The organism is Cellulomonas sp. Y8, assembly GCF_008033115.1.
In the GTDB taxonomy this organism is placed as follows: domain Bacteria; phylum Actinomycetota; class Actinomycetes; order Actinomycetales; family Cellulomonadaceae; genus Cellulomonas.
Genome location: NZ_CP041203.1, coordinates 2,188,492 through 2,207,888, shown reverse-complemented (window position 1 = coordinate 2,207,888; position 19,397 = coordinate 2,188,492). Strand labels below are relative to the sequence as shown.

The 19,397-nt window shown below is 74.4% G+C and carries 15 protein-coding genes, 1 tRNA gene and 1 pseudogene; 12 read left to right on the top strand and 5 right to left on the bottom strand.

The features are described 5' to 3' along the window. Positions 1–69: 69 nt before the first annotated feature. A complete protein-coding gene (locus tag FKM96_RS10055) occupies positions 70–840 on the top strand; it encodes an SRPBCC family protein (protein ID WP_147795108.1) in 771 nt (256 codons plus the stop codon). Positions 841–888: 48 nt separating this feature from the next. On the opposite strand, the gene FKM96_RS10050 is transcribed toward FKM96_RS10055, so the two are convergent. The 4 genes from FKM96_RS10050 to FKM96_RS10035 are packed head-to-tail and all read right to left on the bottom strand — an operon-like array spanning position 889 to position 5,793. Further along, positions 889–2,589, bottom strand: a complete 1,701-nt coding sequence (locus FKM96_RS10050; protein ID WP_147795107.1) for a glycoside hydrolase family 13 protein — start codon at positions 2,587–2,589, stop codon at positions 889–891. 59 nt (positions 2,590–2,648) lie between these two features. Next, complete coding sequence (locus FKM96_RS10045; protein ID WP_147795106.1) at positions 2,649–3,539, bottom strand: carbohydrate ABC transporter permease; 891 nt, start codon at positions 3,537–3,539, stop codon at positions 2,649–2,651. Next, the gene (locus tag FKM96_RS10040) at positions 3,539–4,465 is read right to left on the bottom strand and encodes a carbohydrate ABC transporter permease (RefSeq protein WP_147795105.1); all 927 of its coding nucleotides are present in this window, start codon (positions 4,463–4,465) and stop codon (positions 3,539–3,541) included. Before FKM96_RS10040 ends, FKM96_RS10045 begins: the two co-directional genes overlap by 1 nt. Beyond that, entirely contained in the window at positions 4,462–5,793 is a 1,332-nt protein-coding gene (locus tag FKM96_RS10035; RefSeq protein WP_147797044.1) for an extracellular solute-binding protein, read from the bottom strand. Before FKM96_RS10035 ends, FKM96_RS10040 begins: the two co-directional genes overlap by 4 nt. Positions 5,794–5,910: 117 nt before the next feature. Here FKM96_RS10035 and FKM96_RS10030 point away from each other — a divergent pair, with 117 nt between their 5' ends. The 3 genes from FKM96_RS10030 to FKM96_RS10020 all read left to right on the top strand — a co-directional run bounded on the left by FKM96_RS10030 (position 5,911) and on the right by FKM96_RS10020 (position 10,007). Then, positions 5,911–7,134: an ROK family protein gene (locus FKM96_RS10030; protein ID WP_147795104.1), complete on the top strand. Its 1,224-nt coding sequence runs from the start codon at positions 5,911–5,913 to the stop codon at positions 7,132–7,134. 85 nt (positions 7,135–7,219) lie between these two features. After that, positions 7,220–8,464 (top strand): hypothetical protein, encoded by a 1,245-nt coding sequence (locus FKM96_RS10025; protein WP_147795103.1) that lies wholly within the window; start codon positions 7,220–7,222, stop codon positions 8,462–8,464. A gap of 193 nt (positions 8,465–8,657) precedes the next feature. After that, positions 8,658–10,007 (top strand): acyltransferase, encoded by a 1,350-nt coding sequence (locus FKM96_RS10020; protein WP_168216943.1) that lies wholly within the window; start codon positions 8,658–8,660, stop codon positions 10,005–10,007. Between the two features lie 98 nt (positions 10,008–10,105). Here the strand turns inward: FKM96_RS10020 and FKM96_RS10015 are convergent. Then, a tRNA-Leu gene (locus tag FKM96_RS10015) sits at positions 10,106–10,188 on the bottom strand. 235 nt (positions 10,189–10,423) lie between these two features. On the opposite strand from FKM96_RS10015, the gene FKM96_RS10010 reads away from it, so the two are divergent. From FKM96_RS10010 to pknB, 8 genes and pseudogenes are all read left to right on the top strand, one after another. Further along, complete coding sequence (locus FKM96_RS10010; protein WP_147795101.1) at positions 10,424–11,137, top strand: DUF3662 and FHA domain-containing protein; 714 nt, start codon at positions 10,424–10,426, stop codon at positions 11,135–11,137. Between the two features lie 21 nt (positions 11,138–11,158). After that, the gene (locus tag FKM96_RS10005; RefSeq protein ID WP_147795100.1) at positions 11,159–11,659 is read left to right on the top strand and encodes an FHA domain-containing protein; all 501 of its coding nucleotides are present in this window, start codon (positions 11,159–11,161) and stop codon (positions 11,657–11,659) included. Positions 11,660–11,775: 116 nt separating this feature from the next. After that, positions 11,776–12,300, top strand: a pseudogene (locus tag FKM96_RS22210) (PP2C family serine/threonine-protein phosphatase); the annotation flags it as partial. 527 nt (positions 12,301–12,827) lie between these two features. Further along, positions 12,828–13,004 carry a hypothetical protein gene (locus FKM96_RS22205; protein WP_371300514.1) on the top strand — a complete coding sequence of 59 codons (177 nt, stop codon included), beginning with the start codon at positions 12,828–12,830 and terminating at the stop codon, positions 13,002–13,004. Continuing rightward, positions 13,004–14,479: an FtsW/RodA/SpoVE family cell cycle protein gene (locus FKM96_RS09995; RefSeq protein ID WP_147795099.1), complete on the top strand. Its 1,476-nt coding sequence runs from the start codon at positions 13,004–13,006 to the stop codon at positions 14,477–14,479. Before FKM96_RS22205 ends, FKM96_RS09995 begins: the two co-directional genes overlap by 1 nt. Beyond that, positions 14,476–15,933 (top strand): penicillin-binding protein 2, encoded by a 1,458-nt coding sequence (locus tag FKM96_RS09990; RefSeq protein ID WP_147795098.1) that lies wholly within the window; start codon positions 14,476–14,478, stop codon positions 15,931–15,933. The genes FKM96_RS09995 and FKM96_RS09990 overlap by 4 nt, the downstream gene beginning before the upstream one ends. After that, positions 15,930–17,312: a serine/threonine-protein kinase gene (locus FKM96_RS09985; protein ID WP_147795097.1), complete on the top strand. Its 1,383-nt coding sequence runs from the start codon at positions 15,930–15,932 to the stop codon at positions 17,310–17,312. The genes FKM96_RS09990 and FKM96_RS09985 overlap by 4 nt, the downstream gene beginning before the upstream one ends. Beyond that, complete coding sequence (pknB, locus tag FKM96_RS09980; protein ID WP_147795096.1) at positions 17,312–19,300, top strand: Stk1 family PASTA domain-containing Ser/Thr kinase; 1,989 nt, start codon at positions 17,312–17,314, stop codon at positions 19,298–19,300. The genes FKM96_RS09985 and pknB overlap by 1 nt, the downstream gene beginning before the upstream one ends. The last annotated feature ends 97 nt before the right edge of the window (positions 19,301–19,397 follow it).

Below are 19,397 nucleotides of genomic sequence, written 5' to 3'. Positions count from 1 at the left end.
CGCGGCGCGCATGCTGGACCGGCCGGGTGCAGCGCCGCCGCCCGTCGCGCAGTCGGACGAGGAGACGTCATGACGACGAAGGTCGAGGAGTCGGTCCTGGTGAACGTGCCGGTGAGCGTCGCGTACAACCAGTGGACCCAGTTCGAGGACTTCCCCCGGTTCATGGGGGGCGTGCAGTCGGTCACCCAGCTCGGCGACGACCGCCTGCGGTGGGTCGCGGAGATCGCCGGTGTGAAGCGGGAGTGGGAGGCGCGGATCCTCGAGCAGGTCCGCGACGCGAAGGTCGCCTGGGCGGCCACCGAGGGCGCGACCAACGCGGGCGCCGTCACGTTCGAGGACCTGGGCGGCGGGCAGACCTCCGTGCACCTCTCGCTGGAGTACGCGCCGGAGGGCCTGGTCGAGAAGGTCGGGGACGCGCTGGGCGTCGTCGAGGGCCGCGCCAAGAAGGACCTCGAGCGGTTCAAGGCCTTCATCGAGGACGAGGGGTACGCCACGGGCGCGTGGCGCGGGGAGGTGAACGCCGGGGCCGGGGTCGGCACGCCGGGGGTCGAGGCCGCCGCCGCGTCCGAGGGCGACCGGGGGAAGGCCGGGTTCTCCGGCAAGGCCGTGGCGGCGGGACTCGGTGCCGCCGCTGCGGGGGCGGCCGCGGCCGTCGTCGGCGCCGCGAAGGCCGGCAGGGACGCGGACGCGGCGGAGGTCGACCCGGTGGCGCCCGCGACCGCGGAGCCGCTGCCGCCGGCCGAGCCGGTCGCCGGCGAGACCGCGCCCGTGGTCGACGTGCCGCCGACGCGGACCGCGCCGGTGGCCGACGACGGGACGGATCCGGCCGCGCAGATCTGACGCGCCGGCGCCCCCGGTCGGGACCCGCCCGACCGGGGACGCGGTGCGTCAGGCCTCGTCGGCCAGGAGCCAGGCCGTCGTCCACCCGGGCACGACGCCGTCCGTCCCGGCGCCGGGCCCCGCACTCGTCAGCACGGTGCGACCGGCGTCGACCCGGTACGGCTCGGCCCCGAAGGTGGTGACGACGTGCCACCCGCCGGGGCGGACGTAGTGCAGGACGTCGTCCCGCCCGGTCTCGACCCAGACCAGCTCCTCGGCGCCCTGGAGCCGCCGCCGGGCGGCGAGCGCCCGACGGTAGAGCCCGAGCGTCGAGCCGGGGTCCGCCTCCTGGGCCGCGACCGCGTGCTCGGCGAACCACGCCGGCTGCGGCAGGTGCGCGTCCCCGGCGCCGAAGCCGAACGAGCCGCCGTCGGCGGTCCACGGGATCGGCACCCGGCAGCCGTCGCGGCCGACCTGGGTCCCGCCGGTGCGGAAGAAGGTCGGGTCCTGCCGCTGCTCCGCGGGGATGTCCGCCACCTCGTGCAGGCCGAGCTCCTCGCCCTGGTAGAGGTAGGTCGACCCCGGCAGGCCGAGCACCAGCAGCGTCGCGGCACGGGCGACCCGCAGCCCGTGCTCCCGGTCCAGCCCGGACTCCGGACCGCCCTCCAGCAGCCAGCGCGCGGCCCGCTCCCGCGGGGCGAGACCGTCGCCGCGCGGCGCGATGCCGTAGCGGGTCGCGTGCCGCACGACGTCGTGGTTCGACAGCACCCAGGTGCTCGACGACCCGGAGCGCGCGGCCAGCTCGAGGTTGTCGGTGATGATCTGCCGGAACTCGCCGGCGTCCGGCTCCGCGAGCAGCAGGTCGAAGTTGAACGACTGCCCGAGGCTCTCCGGCCGGGCGTACAGCGGCACCCGCTCGGAGTCGACCCAGGCCTCGGCGACGGCGGCGCGCGGCGGGTCGTAGTCGTCGAGGACGGTCCGCCACTCGGCGTACACCTCGTGCACGTCGTCCCGGTCGTACAGCGGGTGGTTCCCGTCCCGCGGCAGCGCCTCGATCTCCGCGGCCGAGGGCAGCGGCTCGGTCAGGTCCTTGGTCAGCATGTGCGCGACGTCGATCCGGAAGCCGTCGACCCCGCGGTCCGACCAGAACCGCAGGGTCCGGACGAAGTCCGCGCGGACATCCGGGTGGTCCCAGGCGAGGTCGGGCTGCTCGGTCGCGAAGCTGTGCAGGTACCACTGCCCGTCCGGGACCCGCTCCCAGGCCGGCCCGCCGAACGTCGACTCCCAGTCGGTCGGCGGCTCCGACCCGTCGGGTCCCGCCCCGTCCCGGAAGATGTACCGCGCGCGCTCGGGCGACCCCGGCCCCGCCGCCAGCGCCGCGCGGAACCAGGTGTGCTGGTCGGACGTGTGGTTGGGCACGATGTCGACGACGACCCGGATCCCGCGGGCGTGCAGCGCCTCGACCATCGCGTCGAAGTCGTCGAGCGTGCCGAGCCGCGGGTCGACGTCGCGGTAGTCGGCGACGTCGTAGCCGCCGTCGGCGAGCGCCGACGGGTAGAACGGGCTGAGCCAGACGGCGTCCACCCCGAGCTCGGCGAGGTAGCCGGCCCGCCGGGTGACCCCGGCCAGGTCCCCGAGGCCGTCCCCGTCGGCGTCGGCGAAGCTGCGCGGGTAGACCTGGTAGACGACGGCCTGCCGCCACCAGGCGGGGACGTCCCCGGGCGGGGTGCTCGCGGCCGGGGCCGGGGCGGTGGTCTGCTGTGCGGTCATGCGGGTGCGTCCTCCTGCGGGTCGGGGTGCTCGACGGGGTGCGGGTCGGCGGGGCCGGGTCAGCCCTTGACGGCGCCCTGGGTGACGCCCGCCATCACCCAGCGCTGCGTGAACAGGTAGGCGACGATCGCGGGCGCCATGGCCATCAGGTACGAGGCGAACGCCACGTGGTAGTTGTTGCTGAACTGGTTCTGGAACAGGTTCTGCCGCACCGGAAGGGTCTGGAGCGCCGGGTCGGAGATGATCAGCGACGGCATCATGAAGTCGTTCCAGGCGTACAGGAACGCGAAGATCCCGACGGTCGCGCTCATCGGCGCCAGCAGCGGGAAGATCAGCCGCCAGAACGTCTGCCACGTCGTGGCGCCGTCGAGCCGCGCGCTCTCCTCGAGCTCCTCGGGGATCGACCGCAGGAACGCCGTGAACAGCAGCACGCTGAAGCTGAGCTGGAACATCGTCGCCAGCAGGATCACGCCGAACGGGTTGTCCAGGCCGACGCGGCCGGTGAGCTGGATCTGCGGCAGGGCGACGACCGGGAACGGGATGAACATCGCCGCGAGCAGGTAGTAGAAGGAGTACCGGAACAGGCGGTGGTCCCAGTTCCGCATGATCGCGTACGACGCGAACGCGGCGAGCAGGATCGTCGCCACGACCGTCCCGGCCGTGACGAGCAGCGAGATCCCCGCGCCGACCGGGAACTTCGTGAGGTTCCACGCCTCGACGAACCCGTCGATGCTGAACGGCGCGGGCAGCGAGAACGCCTGGCCGTCGACCGCCTGCCCCTGGGTCTTGAACGCCATCGACACCGTCACGTAGAGCGGCAGCAGGACGGTGACCGCGCACAGCACCAGGACGACCGTCCCGGACCAGTTCGTGCGCTCGGACCGGACGTGGCCGGTGGTGCGGCCGGTGCCGCGGGCGGCCTCGACCGCCGTCGTCGTCTGCGTCGCCATCACGAGGCCTTCCGGGTGCGCGTCAGGGAGAGCTGCAGGAGGGAGATCAGGACGGCGACGACGAAGAAGATCGTCGCGTTCGCCATCTGGTAGGCGTAGTCGCCGCCGTTGAAGCCGGCGATGATCGTCATCGCGACGCTGCGGGTCTCGGTGCCGGGGCCGCCGTTGGTGAGGCCGACGATGATGTCGTAGGCGTTCAGGTACCCCTTGAACCCGAGGATCACGTTGATGACGACGTAGCCGGCCACCAGCGGCACGGTGATCCGGAGCAGCTGCTGGACCTTGCTCGCGCCGTCCAGGTCGGCCGCCTCGTACACGTCGCCGGGCACGGACAGCAGACCCGCGATGTAGATGAGCATCGTCCCGGGGATCGACTGCCACGCGGTGACGAGGACGATCGCGACCCAGGCCAGGTCCGGGTTGGCCAGCAGGCTCGTCTCCAGCCACCCGATCCCGGTGGCGGCGCCCGCGGCGGGCAGCGAGTTCGAGAACAGGAAGTTGAAGACGTACGCGATGATGATGCCGCTGATCACCATGGGGACCACGAACACGGTCCGCAGCGCCGTCTTCATCCGGATCCGCGAGGTCAGCCCCACCGCGAGCAGGAACGCCACCAGGTTGACGACGACCACCGTGGCGACGGCGAAGCCGAAGGTGAACAGGTAGCTCTGCAGGATCGCCGGGTCGCTGAACATCGCGACGTAGTTGGTCAGCCCGACGAAGCTCCAGTCCCCGATGCCGATCGAGTCGGTGAAGCTGAAGAAGATGCCGATGATCCCCGGCACCGTGATCGCCAGGGTGAACAGGACGACGGTGGGCAGCAGGAGCAGGTAGTAGATCGGCTCGACCCGGCGGCGGGCGCGCCGGGGTGGTGGGGCGGTGGCCGCCGCGCGGGCGGCCGTCCCGGTGGTCACGGTGCTGGTCATCGCGTCGACTCCTTCGTCTCCGTGACCGGGGCCGGCTGCCGGAAGGCGAGCCGCGCCCAGTCCGCGTCCAGCGTGCGGAGCATCCCGGCGGGGTCGCCGCCGAGCAGGACCGCCTGCGCGTAGTTGTTGACCGGGATGGTCTTGGGGATGAGGACCGACGGCCCCTGGTACACCCGGTTGTCCTCGTAGTACGACGCCATCCCCGCCACCCGCGGGTCGTCGACCGGCGCGGCGTCGGTGGTCGGCGTGAAGCCGAGCTGCGAGGCGTTGTAGGCCTCGATGACCTCCGGGCGGTACAGGTACTCGAGGAAGTCCCGCGCCGCCTCCGGGTGCTTCGCCTCCACCGGGATCCAGGCCGCGAGGTCGACGTTCACCCGGACCGCCAGGTCGTCCGGGTCGTCGGTCATCGGCAGCGGGAAGGTGCCGAGCGGGAGGTCCGGCGACGTCTTCGCGATCTCGCTGAACGCCCACGGCCCCTGGAGGTACATCGCCGCCTCGCCCTGCGCGAAGGCGAGGTTGCCGTCGCCGTAGCCGCGGCTGGCGGCGTCCGGGTTGACGTACTGCGCGAGCTCGGTCGCCTGCTCCAGCGGGCCGGTGAAGTCCTGCTCGAACGACACCGCGCTGCCCGGGCCGACGTCGGTGCCCTGCTCGGCGAGCCGGTCGAAGAAGTCGAGCACGTCGACCTGCCCGCCGACCGCGTAGTCGAACCAGCCCTGCGCGACCGTCCAGTCGTCCTTGAACGTGGCGTAGATCGGCGTGATCCCGGCGGCCTGCAGCGTCTCGCAGGCGGCGATCAGCTCGTCCCAGGTCTGCGGGACCTCGATCCCCTGCTCCGCGAAGATCTGCTCGTTGTAGATGACCGACGCCGCCATGACGGAGTACGGCAGCGCGCTCGTCCGGCCCGGGTACGACCCGTACTGGTCCATCAGCGGCTGCAGGTCCGGGCGGATCCGGGTGGCCGCCTCCGTGTCCGACAGGTCGCTCAGCGCCCCGCGCTGCACGAACCGCGCCGACTCCATGTTGTAGTTCGCGAGCGCGATGTCCGGCGGGTTGCCCCGGACGAAGCTCGCCGACACCACGTCCACGCCGGAGGTGTCGAGCACCACCCGCACGTCGGTCTGCGCGGCGTTGTACTCGTCGACCAGCTCCGTCATGAAGCCGATCGCCTCGCGCTTGCTGAACGCGAACCGCACCTCGTCGCGGCCGTCGCCGGCGCACGCAGCGAGCAGCACCCCGCTCGTCAGGACCACGAGCGCGGACGCGACGGCCCGGCGTACGCGCCGCACCCGCCCCGTCCGCCCCGCGGGTCGAGAGATCCCCTGCACCATCGTCCCCTCCGTCGCGGACACCGGTCGGGCGAACGTCATCGTCGCCCACTAGATCTACTTGGCAAATCAACTCGCCTCGGGCAGTGTGTCAGCGCCGAGGAAGGGCGGTCAAGACCTGTGACGACCCAGCACCACCGCGCGGCGCCGCGACCCGCGAGCCTGGACGCCGTGCTGTCCTGCGCGTGGGACGCCGCCGAGCTCACCGCCAGCGAGGTCATCGCGGCGACCGGGCTGACCCGGTCCACCGCGATCGAGGCCCTCGACGCCCTCACCGCCACCGGGCTGCTCCGCGAGCTGCCGAACGCCCGTGCCGCCGGGGCGTACCGCAAGGGCCGCCCGGCGCGGCGGTTCGGGCTCGTCGCCGACGCCGCCGTGCTCGTCGGGGTCGACAGCGGGCAGGTGCACGTCACTGCCACCGTCGCCGACCTGCGCGGCGCGCCGCTCGGCACCGCCCGGGCGGTGCTGGGCCCGCTGCACGACGACCCCGCGGTGCGGAGGACCGCGGTCCTCGCCGCGGTCGACGAGGCGCTCGCCGCCGCGGGGCGGACGCGCGTGGACGTGCTCGCCCTGTGCGCCGGCGTGCCCGCCCCCGTCAACACCCACGGCGACTCGCCCCCGCACCCGGACGGCTTCTGGGACCGGATGAACCCCGGGCTGCGCGACGCGTTCGCCTGGGCGCCGCTGGTCCGCGTCGAGAACGACGCCTCGCTGGCCGCGGTCGCCGAGGGCACGCGCGGTGCAGCGGTCGGCAGCCGGAACTACGTGGCGCTGCTCGCGGGCGAGCGCCTGGGTGCGGGGGTCGTCGTCGACGGCCGGGTGCTGCACGGCGCGCACGGCGGCGTCGGCGAGATGGTGGCCTTCGACCTGGTCGAGGGCGTCGGCGCGGCGTACGGGCTCGGGGCCCGGGCGGCCGAGTGGGCGGCCGACGCCGTCGCGCGCGGCGAGGTCGTCGCCGGCGGCCCGCTCGCGGAGGTCGCCGCCGAGGACCTCGACGGGCGCCGGGTGCTGGAGCTCGCCGCCGACGGCGACCCGGACGCCCTGCAGGTCGTGCAGCGGGTCGGCGCGATGCTCGCGCGCGTCGTCAGCGTGCTGGGCAGCATGTTCGACCCGGAGCGCATCGTCGTGTCGGGCGCCGTGTCCGCGGGGGTGCAGCAGGTGGTCGAGGCCGCCCGCGCGGCGCTGCCGCCGGGGCTGCACCTGCCCGCGCCGGCGCTCGAGATCTCGCCGCTCGGGGCGGACGTGGTGGTGACCGGGGCGATCGCCGAGGCGCGCTCCGCCGCCCGGGCGCACGCGCTCGACGTCTTGGCGTCGCGCGAGGCCGCCGTCGTCGGCCCGGGATAGCGCCCCGCGGGAGCGGCGGCGCACGCGGCGACCACTCCTCCGAGGAGGCTGGCCTCGGTCCGCCCGACCAGCGAGGATGCGGCGGGTGACCGCACCCACGCACGCCGCCCTCATCGCCGACCTGCGCCCCGCCGAGGCGGGGAGCCGGGTGCCGGGGCAGCCCGGCCCCGCGCACGACGACGCGGTCGCGGCGCTCCGCGCGCACGCGGCGCGGTGGTCGCTCCAGGACGCCGCGTCCGCCTGGGCGGCGGGGTTGTGGTCCGCGCCGTTCGGCTGGCGCAGCGCGCTGACCGGCGTCGCAGTCGGCAGCGTCCTCCCGGTGCACCCGGCGGAGCCGTACTCCGCCACCTCCGACGTGTGCCGGGTGTGCGGGCACCGGGAGGGCCACGGGCTCGACGTCGCCGAGGAGCGCTGGCAGCGCCACACCCAGGGCGCGCCGATCGACGGCGCCGTCGCCGAGCACGTCCTCGCGCTCGACGACGTCGCCGGTCACGCCGGCCCCGAGCCGACCGACTACGACGTCTGGGCGCTGCGCGCGCTCCTCACCACCCTGCGCACCCTGCCGCCCCGCACCCGCCCGTCGAAGGCGCGGGACGCGCTGAAGCGGACCGGGGTGCTGCCGACGGCGTCGGTGTGGGCGTACCAGTCGGTGCTCGAGGAGCTGGCGCTGGTCGGGGTCGTCGCGACGGCCGGGCGCCCCGGCATGGTCGAGCGGTGGACGACCTTCGCCGAGCGCGACCAGCGGCCGAGCGTGCGGGTGGAGGTGCAGGCGCCGCTGGCCTGGTGGGACTCGGACCACGGGCTGCGGGAGGACGTGGTGGAGCGGGTGTTCGGCCACCTCGGGACCTCGGCCGTGGACCTGGACGCCCCCGGGCCGACGCCCGTGCCCGAGCGGGCCGCGACCGCCACCGTCGCGATCCCTGCGCTCCTGCGTACGCCGCGGACGGGGGCCGCGCTGCCGCCGCACGTGGGGACCGGGCAGGCCGAGGCCGGCGACGTGTACGCGATCCGCCTCGCGGACGACCGGTGGGTCACCGCGTACGTGCACGGCGAGGCGCTGACGGAGCCCCGGCGGTGCGTCCTGGTGGAGTACCTCGCCGGCGTGCACGCCGCGTTCCCGTCGCCGGACGCCGTCGGGACGGCCGTGCAGCCGCGGCGGGACGGGCGCGCGACGTTCCGGGTGCACTCGCTGGAGAAGTTGCCGCGCGCCCGCCGGATCGCCCGGGAAGTCCCGGCCCCGTCGGCGGCGGAGCCGCTGCCTGCGAGCTCCCCGACGGGGGGCGCGGAGACCGTCCGGCAGATGGCCGGCTGGTTCTTCCCGGACGCGTGACCACCGGCCTCGATGCCGGACGGGCGGGCGGGCGGGACGTCGGTGATCCGCGCACCCACGGCGACCAGGGGAAGGACCGCGACAGGTCCGTTCAGGTGAACCGCACCCGCGGCTACGCCTGATATGTCCGCTTTGTGACAGGGTGCCCTCACCAGCAGCGAGGCACGGGCAGGGCGGGACGCCAGGGGGCGACGTGACGATCGAGACCACCACGAGTGCGCGCGTCGAGGGGGTCGACGCCCTGCGCGGACTGGCCGCGATCGCCGTGTTCATCTGCCACATCGGCGGCTACTGGGGCTTCCTCGACCTGCCGGGCAAGCTCCCGCAGCTCGTCGCGGCCGGAGCGCACGGCGTCGACGTGTTCATCGTCATCTCCGGGTTCTGCCTCGCCCTCCCGCTCGCCGGGCATCGGCGGCCGCTGCGGGTCCCGCAGTTCTACGGCCGCCGCGCGTGGCGGATCCTGCCGCCGTACTACGTCGCCCTCGCGATCGCCGCCGTGCTCGCGCTGCTCCCGGCGACCTGGCACCTGACCGTCGCCCGGCAGGCGTCCCTCGGGGACGTCCTGCTGCACCTCGTCACCGGGCAGGCGTGGGTGCCCGGCGAGGTCGGCACCATCAACGGGTCCCTGTGGTCCGTCGCGCTCGAGGTGCAGCTCTACCTGCTGTTCCCGCTCCTGGTCCTCGCGTGGCGCCGCTGGGGCATCGTCCCCGTGCTCATCGGGGCGGTCGCGCTCGACCTGGCCTGGCGCGGGTCGGGCGCGCTCGGCGGCCCCGCGCCCCTCGGCTCCGACCTCGTCGTCCCGGCCCGGCTCGACCAGTTCGTCGCCGGCATGGCGTGCGCCGTGGCGATCCGCGCCGGCTTCACCTGGTCGGTTCGCCGCGGCCTGGTCGTGTTCGCGATCGCCACCCTGGCCGCGCTCGGCACCTCGACCCTCGACCTCGGGGTGTTCACCGGCGTGGCATGGGCCGCCGCTGGGTCGAGCGCGGTGCTGCTGCTCGCCGGGCCGCTCGGCCGGGCGCTCGGGGGCACGGTCCTGGACCGGTTCGGCGCGCGGTCGTTCAGCTTCTACCTACCTGCTGCACCAGCCGGTCCTGCTCGTCGGCGCCCCGGTCGTGGCGCTGCTGCCCGGCGGGACGCCGGTCCAGCTCGTCATCGGCGGGCTCGCGGCGTTCGGCGTCACGGCTCTGCTCGCGGATCTGATGTACCGCGGGGTCGAGCTGCCCAGCCACCACGCCGGGCGTCGACGCTTCCCGGTCACCGTCGCGCTGCCGCCGCGCACGCCGGCCGCCACGCGGGACGACCGGCGCGACGACCTCCCCGAGCCGACGCCGGTGTGATCGTGCCCCGGCCGGATGAGCCGCGAGAGGCGACGCGGACTGCTCGTGCTGCTGAGCGTCGCGTCGGCGTGCTGGGTCGCCCTGCTCGTGGTGGCCGTCGCCACCCGCGACCTCCCGTCCTCCAGACGGTGACGACGTCCACTGTGCTGGCGATCGCGTGGATCTCGTGGGCGGTCGACGTCCGTCGCGGTCGCCGCGATCCGTGAGCCGGTCGCTCCGGCGCGATCCTGGCGACCGCACGCTCGACGCCGGACGCGAAGAACCCCCGGCCGGATCTCTCCGACCGGGGGTTCCCCGTCATGTGTGCGCGAGGGGGGATTTGAACCCCCACGCCCTTTCGGACACTGGCACCTGAAGCCAGCGCGTCTGCCGTTCCGCCACTCGCGCGCCGCAGAAGATTAACACGATTCCGGGGGCCCTCCTGACCACCCCCTCGGCGGCGCCCCGGGGCCCTGCCTGCACGCCCCGCGCACACCCCGCCGCGAGCCCTTCACCAGGGACGCGCCACACCCGTCGTCCCCAGGGAGAGCCTCCGGACCTGGTCCGCGGCTACCATCGACGCAGTGTGTCGGGTGCAGGTTCGCGCCCGACCGTTCGCGCGTGCGGTGAGGAGGTGGTGGGCGTGGGCATCCTGGACCGGTTCGAGCACGGTGTGGAGCGCGTGGTGAACACCGCGTTCGCCAAGGCCTTCCGCAGCGAGGTGAAGCCCGTCGAGCTGGCGAGCGCGCTGCGCCGCGAGGTCGACGACCGGGCCGCCGTCGTCGGCCGCGACCGGACGGTCGTGCCGAACGAGTTCACGCTGGAGCTGTCGCCGTCGGACTACGACCAGGTCGAGGCCTGGGGCGCCGAGGCGCTGGCCGACGAGCTGGCCGCGAACGTCACCGAGCACGCGACGGGCCAGCGGTACGCGTTCGTCGGCCCCGTGACGGTGGCGTTCCACGAGTACGAGGACCTCGAGACCGGCCGGTTCCGGGTGAAGTCGGCGACGGTGCGCGGCGCGGCCGCCCCGGCGACGACCGCCGCCCCGAGCCCGCGGCACCCCCTCATCGACATCGACGGCCAGCGCTACCTGCTGACCGGCCCGGTCACGGTCATCGGCCGCGGCTCGGAGGCCGACATCGTGGTGGACGACCCGGGCGTGTCCCGCCGGCACCTCGAGATCCGCGTCTCGTCGCAGGGCGTCGTCGCCTCGGACCTCGGGTCCACCAACGGGTTGTTCGTCGAGGGCCACCAGGTCCCCGCCGCGACACTCCTGGACGGGAACACGCTCACCATCGGCCGGACCCGCATCATGTTCTGGACGGGCGACGGCGACGGACAGGACCAGGACGAGTGAGCCACGGCACGCAAGGCACGCATGAGTGAGCTGACGGTCACCCTGCTCCGCCTGGGCTACCTCGTGCTCCTGTGGGCCTTCGTGCTGTCCGCGATCGGGGTGCTGCGCCGGGACCTGTACGGGACCCGCATCACGAGCCGCCGCAAGCCGCGCGCCGCGGCACCGGCCGCGGGCCCCGCCACGGCCCCTGCCGCGGCCCCGGCGCCCGAGCGCGGCCGCGGCCGCAAGAGCGGTCCGACCCGCCTCGTCGTCACCGAGGGCCCGCTGCGCGGGACGACGCTCCCGCTCGGGTCGTCGGCCGTGCTGATCGGCCGCGCCCCGTCCTGCACGCTGGTGCTCGACGACGACTACTCGTCCTCCCGGCACGCGCGGGTGTACCCCGAGGGCGGTCAGTGGCTGGTCGAGGACATGGGGTCGACCAACGGCACCTTCCTGGACGACCAGAAGGTCACGGACGCGGTGCCGGTCCGCCCCGGTGCGCAGATCCGCATCGGCCAGAGCGTCCTCGAGCTGCAGGGGTAGCGGGGATCGTGGGCATCGCGCTGCGGTACGCCGCCCGGTCCGACGTGGGGCTGGTCCGGTCGAACAACCAGGACTCCGCCTACGCCGGTCCGCACCTCCTGGTCGTCGCGGACGGCATGGGCGGGCACGCCGGGGGCGACGTCGCGTCGTCCGTGGCGATCGCCGCCCTCGCCCCGCTGGACGGCGAGTCGCACGGCCCGGACGACGCGCTGGACGAGCTCGAGCGGGCGCTCGAGGAGGCCCGCGAGGAGATCATCAGCCGCTCGGAGTCGAACCCCGAGCTCGCCGGGATGGGCACCACGGTCACCGCGATCCTGCGAGCCGGCAACAAGCTCGCGATGGTGCACCTCGGCGACTCCCGCGGCTACCTGCTGCGCGACGGCGTGCTCACCCAGGTCACGACCGACCACACCTTCGTCCAGCACCTGGTCAACACGGGCAAGATCACGCCCGAGGAGGCCGAGACCCACCCGCAGCGCTCCGTCGTCATGCGCGTCCTCGGCGACTTCGACGTCGACATCGCCCCGGACCTGTCCGTCCGCGAGGCGCGCGCGGGCGACCGCTGGCTCCTGTGCTCCGACGGGCTGTCGGGCTTCGTGAGCGGGGAGACGATCGCCCGGACGCTGTACGAGCTGCCGGACGTCGACACGTGCGCCGAGCGGCTGGTCCAGCTCGCGCTGCGCGCGGGCGGCGGCGACAACGTGACCGTGGTGGTCGCCGACGTGCTGGAGCTCAACGAGGTCCGCGACGGCGCCGGCCCGACCACGAACGCGGTGGTCGTCGGGTCGGCGGCCGTCTCGCGCAACCGCCCGACCGCCGCGCAGGACGGGCCCGCCGCGCGCGCCGCCGAGCTGTCCCGGCAGGCCAGCACCCCCGGCGGGGGCGTGGCCGTCGTGGACGACGCCGACGACGCGGAGGACGACCCCGACGAGCGCCGCACGCGCCGGCGGCGGCGGGCGCGCCGCGTCGTGCTGAGCCTGCTCGCCGTCGTGGTCCTGGCCGGGGCCGCGTTCGGCTTCTACCGGTGGACGCAGACCCAGTACTACGTCGGGGTCGACGGCGAGGTGGTCGCGATCTACCGCGGCATCCCGCAGTCGGTCGGACCGCTGTCCCTGTCGGAGGTCGTCGAGACCAGCGACGTCGTCGTCGACGACCTGCCCGCGCGTTCGTGCGCGAGCGCCTCGAGCAGACGATCCACACCGCGACGCTGGCCGACGCCCGCGAGCGCGTCGAGTCGCTCGCCGCGGACGCGGAGCCGGAGCCGGAGCCGAGCCCCACGCCCGCCCCGACCACCCCCGCAGCCCCGGTGGACCCGGCAGCCACCGCCCCGCCGGCGGGACCCTGATGGCCACGGTGGAAGCGCACCGCGTGCGCGCCGGCCGCGGCACCGAGCTGGCCCTGCTGGTCCTGGCGCTGGCGATCGCGATCGCCGCGTACGCGCTGGTCGGCCTGGGCGCGACCGACGAGCTCCCCGCCGACGTGCTCGGGTACGGCGCCGGTCTGGCCGGGCTGGCCCTGGTCGTGCACCTCGTGCTGCGCTGGCGCGCGCCCTACGCGGACCCGGTGATCCTCCCGGCGGTGATCGCGCTCAACGGCATCGGCCTGGCGATGATCTACCGGATCGACCTGGCCCGCGAGGCCCGCGGCGGCACCGAGATGTTCGCCGGGAAGCAGCTCGCGTGGTCGGCGATCTCGGTCGTGCTCGCGTGCGTGGTCCTCGTGGTGCTGCGCGACCACCGCACCCTGCGCCGGTACACGTACACCGCGATGGTCGTCGGCCTCGCGCTCATCGTGCTGCCGCTGGTCCCGGGGCTCGGCGTCACGATCAACGGTGCGCGGATCTGGGTCCGCGCGCTCGGGTTCTCCCTGCAGCCGGCCGAGCTGGCCAAGATCGCGCTGGCCGTGTTCTTCGCCGGCTACCTGGTCACGCACCGCGACACGCTCGCCCTCGCGGGTCCGAAGGTGCTCGGCCTCCAGCTCCCCCGCCTGCGCGACCTCGGCCCGATCATCGTCGTCTGGGCCGCCTCGATCGCCGTCCTGGTGCTGCAGAGCGACCTCGGCACCTCGCTCCTGCTGTTCGGCCTGTTCGTCGCGATGCTCTACGTCGCGACCGAGCGGCTGTCCTGGATCGTCATCGGCATGGTGATGTTCGCCGGCGGCGTCGCCTTCGCGACCACCGCGTTCGGGCACGTCGCGGCCCGGTTCCACATCTGGCTGCACGCGCTCGACCAGGACGTGTTCGAGCGGTCCCCGGGTGGCTCCGGCCAGCTGGTGCGCGGCCTGTTCGGGCTGGCCAGCGGCGGGCTGTTCGGCACCGGCTGGGGCCAGGGCCGGCCCGACCTGGTGCCGTTCGCCGAGTCGGACTTCATCATCGCGTCGCTCGGCGAGGAGCTCGGCCTGACCGGGCTCATGGCGATCCTCACGATCTACCTGGTGCTGTGCCAGCGCGGGCTGCGCACCGCGATCGGCGTCCGGGACGGCTTCGGCAAGCTGCTCGCCGCCGGCCTGGCGTTCGTCATCGCGTTCCAGTGCTTCGTCGTCGTCGGCGGGATCACCCGGATCATCCCGCTGACCGGCCTGACGACGCCGTTCCTCGCGTACGGCGGCTCGTCGCTCCTGGCCAACTGGATCGTCGCGGCGCTGCTGCTGCGCATCTCCGACGACGCCCGCCGCCCCGCGCCCGAGCCCGGCGGCGAGCTCCTGTCGACCCCGGCGGGCGGACTCCCGCTCGACGAGGACGCCCGCAACCCCGTCGCCGTCGCCGGCGACGACCAGCCCACCGAGCAGCTGCGCCGCACGTCCGGGGGTGGTCGCGCGTGAACACCGCCCTCCGCCGCCTGGCGACGGTCGTCGTCGTCATGTTCCTGGCCCTGCTCGCCGGCACCACGTGGGTGCAGTTCGGCCAGGCGTCCGCGCTGAACAACGACTCGCGCAACGTACGCACGCTGTACCGGGAGTACGGCAAGCCGCGCGGCCCGATCATCGTGGCCGGCCAGCCCGTGGCGCAGTCGACGGCGGTCGACGACCCGTTCGGGTTCCAGCGCTCCTACAGCCAGCCCGAGCTCTACTCGACCGTCACCGGCTTCTACTCGGTCGTGAACGGCGGCTCCCAGCTCGAGCGGTCGATGAACGACGTCCTCACCGGCCAGGCCGACTCGCTGTTCTGGACGCGCATCCAGGACCTGATCACGGGCGCGCAGCCGCAGGGCTCGTCCATCGAGCTCACCATCGACCCAGCGGCCCAGCAGGCGGCGGTCGACGCGCTCGGCGGCCAGCAGGGCGCGGTCGTGGCGGTGGAGCCGTCGACCGGCCGGATCCTCGCGATGGTCTCGACGCCGGGCTTCGACCCGAACGCCCTGGCCACGCACGACACCACGGCGGCGAACGCGGCGTACCAGCAGCTCCTCGCGGCCGAGGGCGACCCCCTGATCAACAAGACCACCAGCGAGAACTACCCGCCCGGGTCGACGTTCAAGCTGGTCACCGCCGCGGCGGCCCTGGAGTCCGGCGCCTACACGCCCGACTCGGTGCTGTCCGCGCCCGACGTCTACACGCTGCCCGGCACCCGGACCACCCTGCCCAACTTCGGTGGGTCGTCCTGCGGGGCGAACCAGCAGACGACGCTCGCGGACGCGCTGCGGATCTCCTGCAACACCGCGTTCGCGTCGCTGGGCGTGGACCTCGGGGACGACGCCATCCGCGAGCAGGCCGAGAAGTTCGGCTTCGACCAGACCGACCTCACCGTGCCGATGCGGGTCGCCGCGTCGCGGTACCCGGAGGACCTGAACGACGCCCAGACCGCGCTGTCCGCGATCGGCCAGGAGTCCGTCCGGGCGACCCCGACCCAGATGGCGATGGTCGCCTCGGCGATCGCGAACGGCGGCACGCTGATGACGCCGTACCTCGTCCAGACCGTGCGCACCGCCAACCTCGACGTCGTCAGCGAGGCGGACCCGACCGAGCTGTCGCAGGCGGTCTCCCCCGCGACCGCGCAGCAGCTGACCGACATGATGATCGGCGTCGTGCAGTCCGGGTCCGGCACGTCCGCGCAGATCCCCGGCGTGGCGGTGGCCGGCAAGACCGGCACCGCGCAGACGGGCGTCGAGGGCGACGCCCCGCACGCCTGGTTCACCGGCTTCGCGCCCGCGGACGACCCCCAGGTCGCCGTCGCGGTGATCGTCGAGCACGGCGGCTCCGTCGGCTCCGAAGCCACCGGCGGCCGCGTCGCCGCGCCGATCGCTAAGGCCGTCATGCAGGCGGTGGTCAACCCGTGAGGCCGGCACCGGGCGTCGTGCTGGGCGGGCGCTACCGCCTGACCCGGCAGATCGCCGTCGGCGGCATGGGCGAGGTCTGGGCCGCGCACGACGAGTCCCTGGCGCGCGACATCGCCATCAAGGTGCTGCGCGAGGAGTACGCCGGCGACACCGGGTTCCTCGAGCGGTTCCGCACCGAGGCCCGCAACGCCGGCAGCCTGTCGCACGCCGGCATCGCGGCGCTGTTCGACTACGGCGAGCAGGACGGGTCCGCCTTCCTGGCGATGGAGCTCATCGTCGGCGAGCCCATGAGCGACCTGCTCGAGCGCGAGCCCGTGCTGCCGCCGCGCCGGCTGCTGCCGATCCTGGCGCAGACCGCGCGGGCGCTGCACGCCGCGCACGAGGCCGGCGTCGTGCACCGCGACGTGAAGCCCGGGAACATCCTCATCACGCCCACGGGCAAGGTGAAGATCACCGACTTCGGCGTCTCGCTGTCCAGCAACCAGGTCCCGATGACCGCCACCGGCATGGTGATGGGCACCGCGCAGTACCTGTCGCCCGAGCAGGCCGTCGGCGGCCCCGCCACGGCGGCGTCCGACATGTACGCGCTCGGGATCGTCGCCTACGAGGCGCTGGTCGGGCACCGGCCGTTCACCGGGCCGACCGCCGTCGACATCGCGGTCGCGCACGTGAACACCCCCGTCCCGCCCCTGCCGCCCTCGGTGGACCGGCAGATCGCCCGGCTGGTCATGCGGCTGCTCGCCAAGGACCCGGCCGACCGGCCCCGGACCGCCGACGAGCTCGCGGACCTGTTCGACGCGCTCGTCCCGCACACGCCCGCCGGCGGCAGCCCGCCGGTGTCGATCGTGCCGGGGCGTTCTGCCTCCGGCGCCGGCGCGGGCGCCCGGTCGGGCGCGCGCGAGACGGCCGGCGAGTCGCGCGCGACCGGCTCGCGGCCCAGCGAGGCCGGTGCGATGCGGGTGCGCGGGTCGGCCTCCTCCCCGGCGGCGACCGCGACGGACACCCCGCCGTCGTTCGACCCGCGGACGGGACGGCCCACCACGGGCGCCCGCACGGCCGCGCCGGCGCCGACCTACCGCGCGACCGGTGGCCGCGGCGGCGCGCACAGCAACCCGACGACCCGCGCGCACGCCCGCGTGCAGCGGGGCGCCGGCGGCGGGCGGTTCCACGTCCGCTGGCCGCTCCTGGTGCTCGCCGTGCTCGTCGTGGCGCTCCTCGGCGCCGCGCTGGCCGACCGCCTGACGGGTGACACGGGGTCGCTCGCCCCCGTGGGTACCAGCGAGTACACCCGGGCAACCACCGAGGGTGGGATGATCTGGCGAGCACTGCCCGGCGCAACCGCGCCGGACGCGCAGACGACGACAGCGAAGGACGCCTAGTGGTGGACGACGGATCCCGGATCCTCGCCGGACGGTACGAGGTCGGTGAGCTCATCGGCCGTGGTGGCATGGCCGAGGTGCACATCGGGCACGACGCGCGCCTCGGGCGCACCGTGGCGATCAAGATCCTGCGCTCCGACCTCGCGCGCGACCCGTCGTTCCAGGCGCGGTTCCGCCGCGAGGCGCAGGCCGCGGCAGGCCTCAACCACCCGTCCATCGTCGCCGTGTACGACACCGGCGAGGACGTGTACACCGAGCCGACGGGCGCGACCGCGCACGTGCCGTTCATCGTCATGGAGTACGTCGAGGGCCACACGGTCCGCGACATCCTCCGCGACGGCCAGGCCGTGCCGATCGAGGAGGCCATCGAGATCACCGCCGGCGTGCTGTCGGCGCTCGAGTACTCCCACCACGCGGGCATCGTGCACCGCGACATCAAGCCGGCGAACGTCATGCTGACGCCGACCGGTGCCGTCAAGGTGATGGACTTCGGCATCGCGCGCGCCGTCGCCGACTCCGCGGCCACCATGACGCAGACGCAGGCCGTCATCGGCACCGCGCAGTACCTGTCGCCCGAGCAGGCCCGCGGCGAGACCGTCGACGCCCGCTCCGACCTGTACTCGGCCGGCTGCCTGCTGTTCGAGCTGCTGACCGGCCGACCGCCGTTCATCGGCGACTCCCCCGTGGCCGTCGCCTACCAGCACGTCCGTGAGATCGCCCCCGCCCCGTCCTCGGTCGCCTCCGACGTGCCCGAGGTGCTCGACCGGATCACGGCGAAGGCGCTGGCCAAGGAGCGGGACGCCCGCTACTCGTCCGCCGCCGAGTTCCGCGCCGACCTCGAGGCCGCCGCCCGCGGCGGTGCCGTGTCCGCGCCCGCCGTGGCCGCCGCGGCGCTGGGCGCCGGTGCCGCGACGCAGGTGCTCGCGCCCGACGCGGCCGCGACCCAGGTGATGCCCGGCGACGCCCCCGCGTGGGCGCCCACCGGCCCCGGCACGTCGGTGCTGCCCGCGCAGACCGACGAGGAGCCGGACGAGGAGAAGAAGTCCAAGCGGTGGCTGTGGATCACGCTCAGCGTGATCGCGGTCCTCGCCGTGGGCGGCCTCATCTGGCTGCTGACGCAGGACCGGGAGCCGGACGTCGTCATGGTCCCCGTGCCGACCGTCACCGGTCAGGCCGAGGCGGACGCGACCACGGCGCTGACCGGCGCGGGCTTCGAGGTGGACCGGCAGGCCGAGACCAGCGCCGACGTGCCCGAGGGCTCGGTCACCCGCACCGACCCGGCCGGCGGCACGGAGGCCGAGGACGGCTCCTCGGTCACGATGTGGGTCTCGACCGGGCCGAACGCCGTCACGGTGCCGGACGTCTCCGGGCTGACCCAGGACCAGGCGCGCCAGCAGCTCACCGACGCGGGGCTGGTCGTAGGCACCGTCCGCGAGGACGACAACCCCGCGCAGCCCGAGGGACGGGCGCTGGGCACCGAGCCCGCCGCGACGCAGTCGGTCGCCGAGGGGTCGTCGGTGACGCTCGTGATCTCCTCGGGACTCGTCCAGCTCCCGGACCTCGCCGGTCAGACCGAGGACGCCGCGAAGCAGACGCTGAACGGCCTCAAGCTGACGGCCAACACCTCGTCCGAGGAGAGCGCGGACGTCGCCCCCGGCACCGTGATCCGGCAGGACCGGGCCGCGGGCCTCGTGCCGCAGGGCACGACGGTGAACCTCGTGATCGCCACCGCCCCGACGACCGTCACGATCCCGAACGACATCGTCGGCAAGTCCGAGGCGGACGCCACCGCGCAGCTCCAGGGCCTCGGCCTCCAGGTCGACGCCGTGTCCTCCGACGACCCGTCCAACCAGCCGGCCGGGACGGTCCTGTCGTCCGACCCGCGCGCGGGCTCGACGGTCCCGCTCAACAGCACGGTCACCCTGACCCTGTCCTCGGGCCCGAACCCGACGGGCGGCAACCAGGGCAACGGCGGCAACAGCGGCTGAGCACCGACACCCGGCTCCGCGCGGGCCCCGATCCCCTCCGGGCGGATCGGGGCCCGCGTCGTCTCCCCGGTCCGCCTGCCTGCGCCGCTACCCCGAC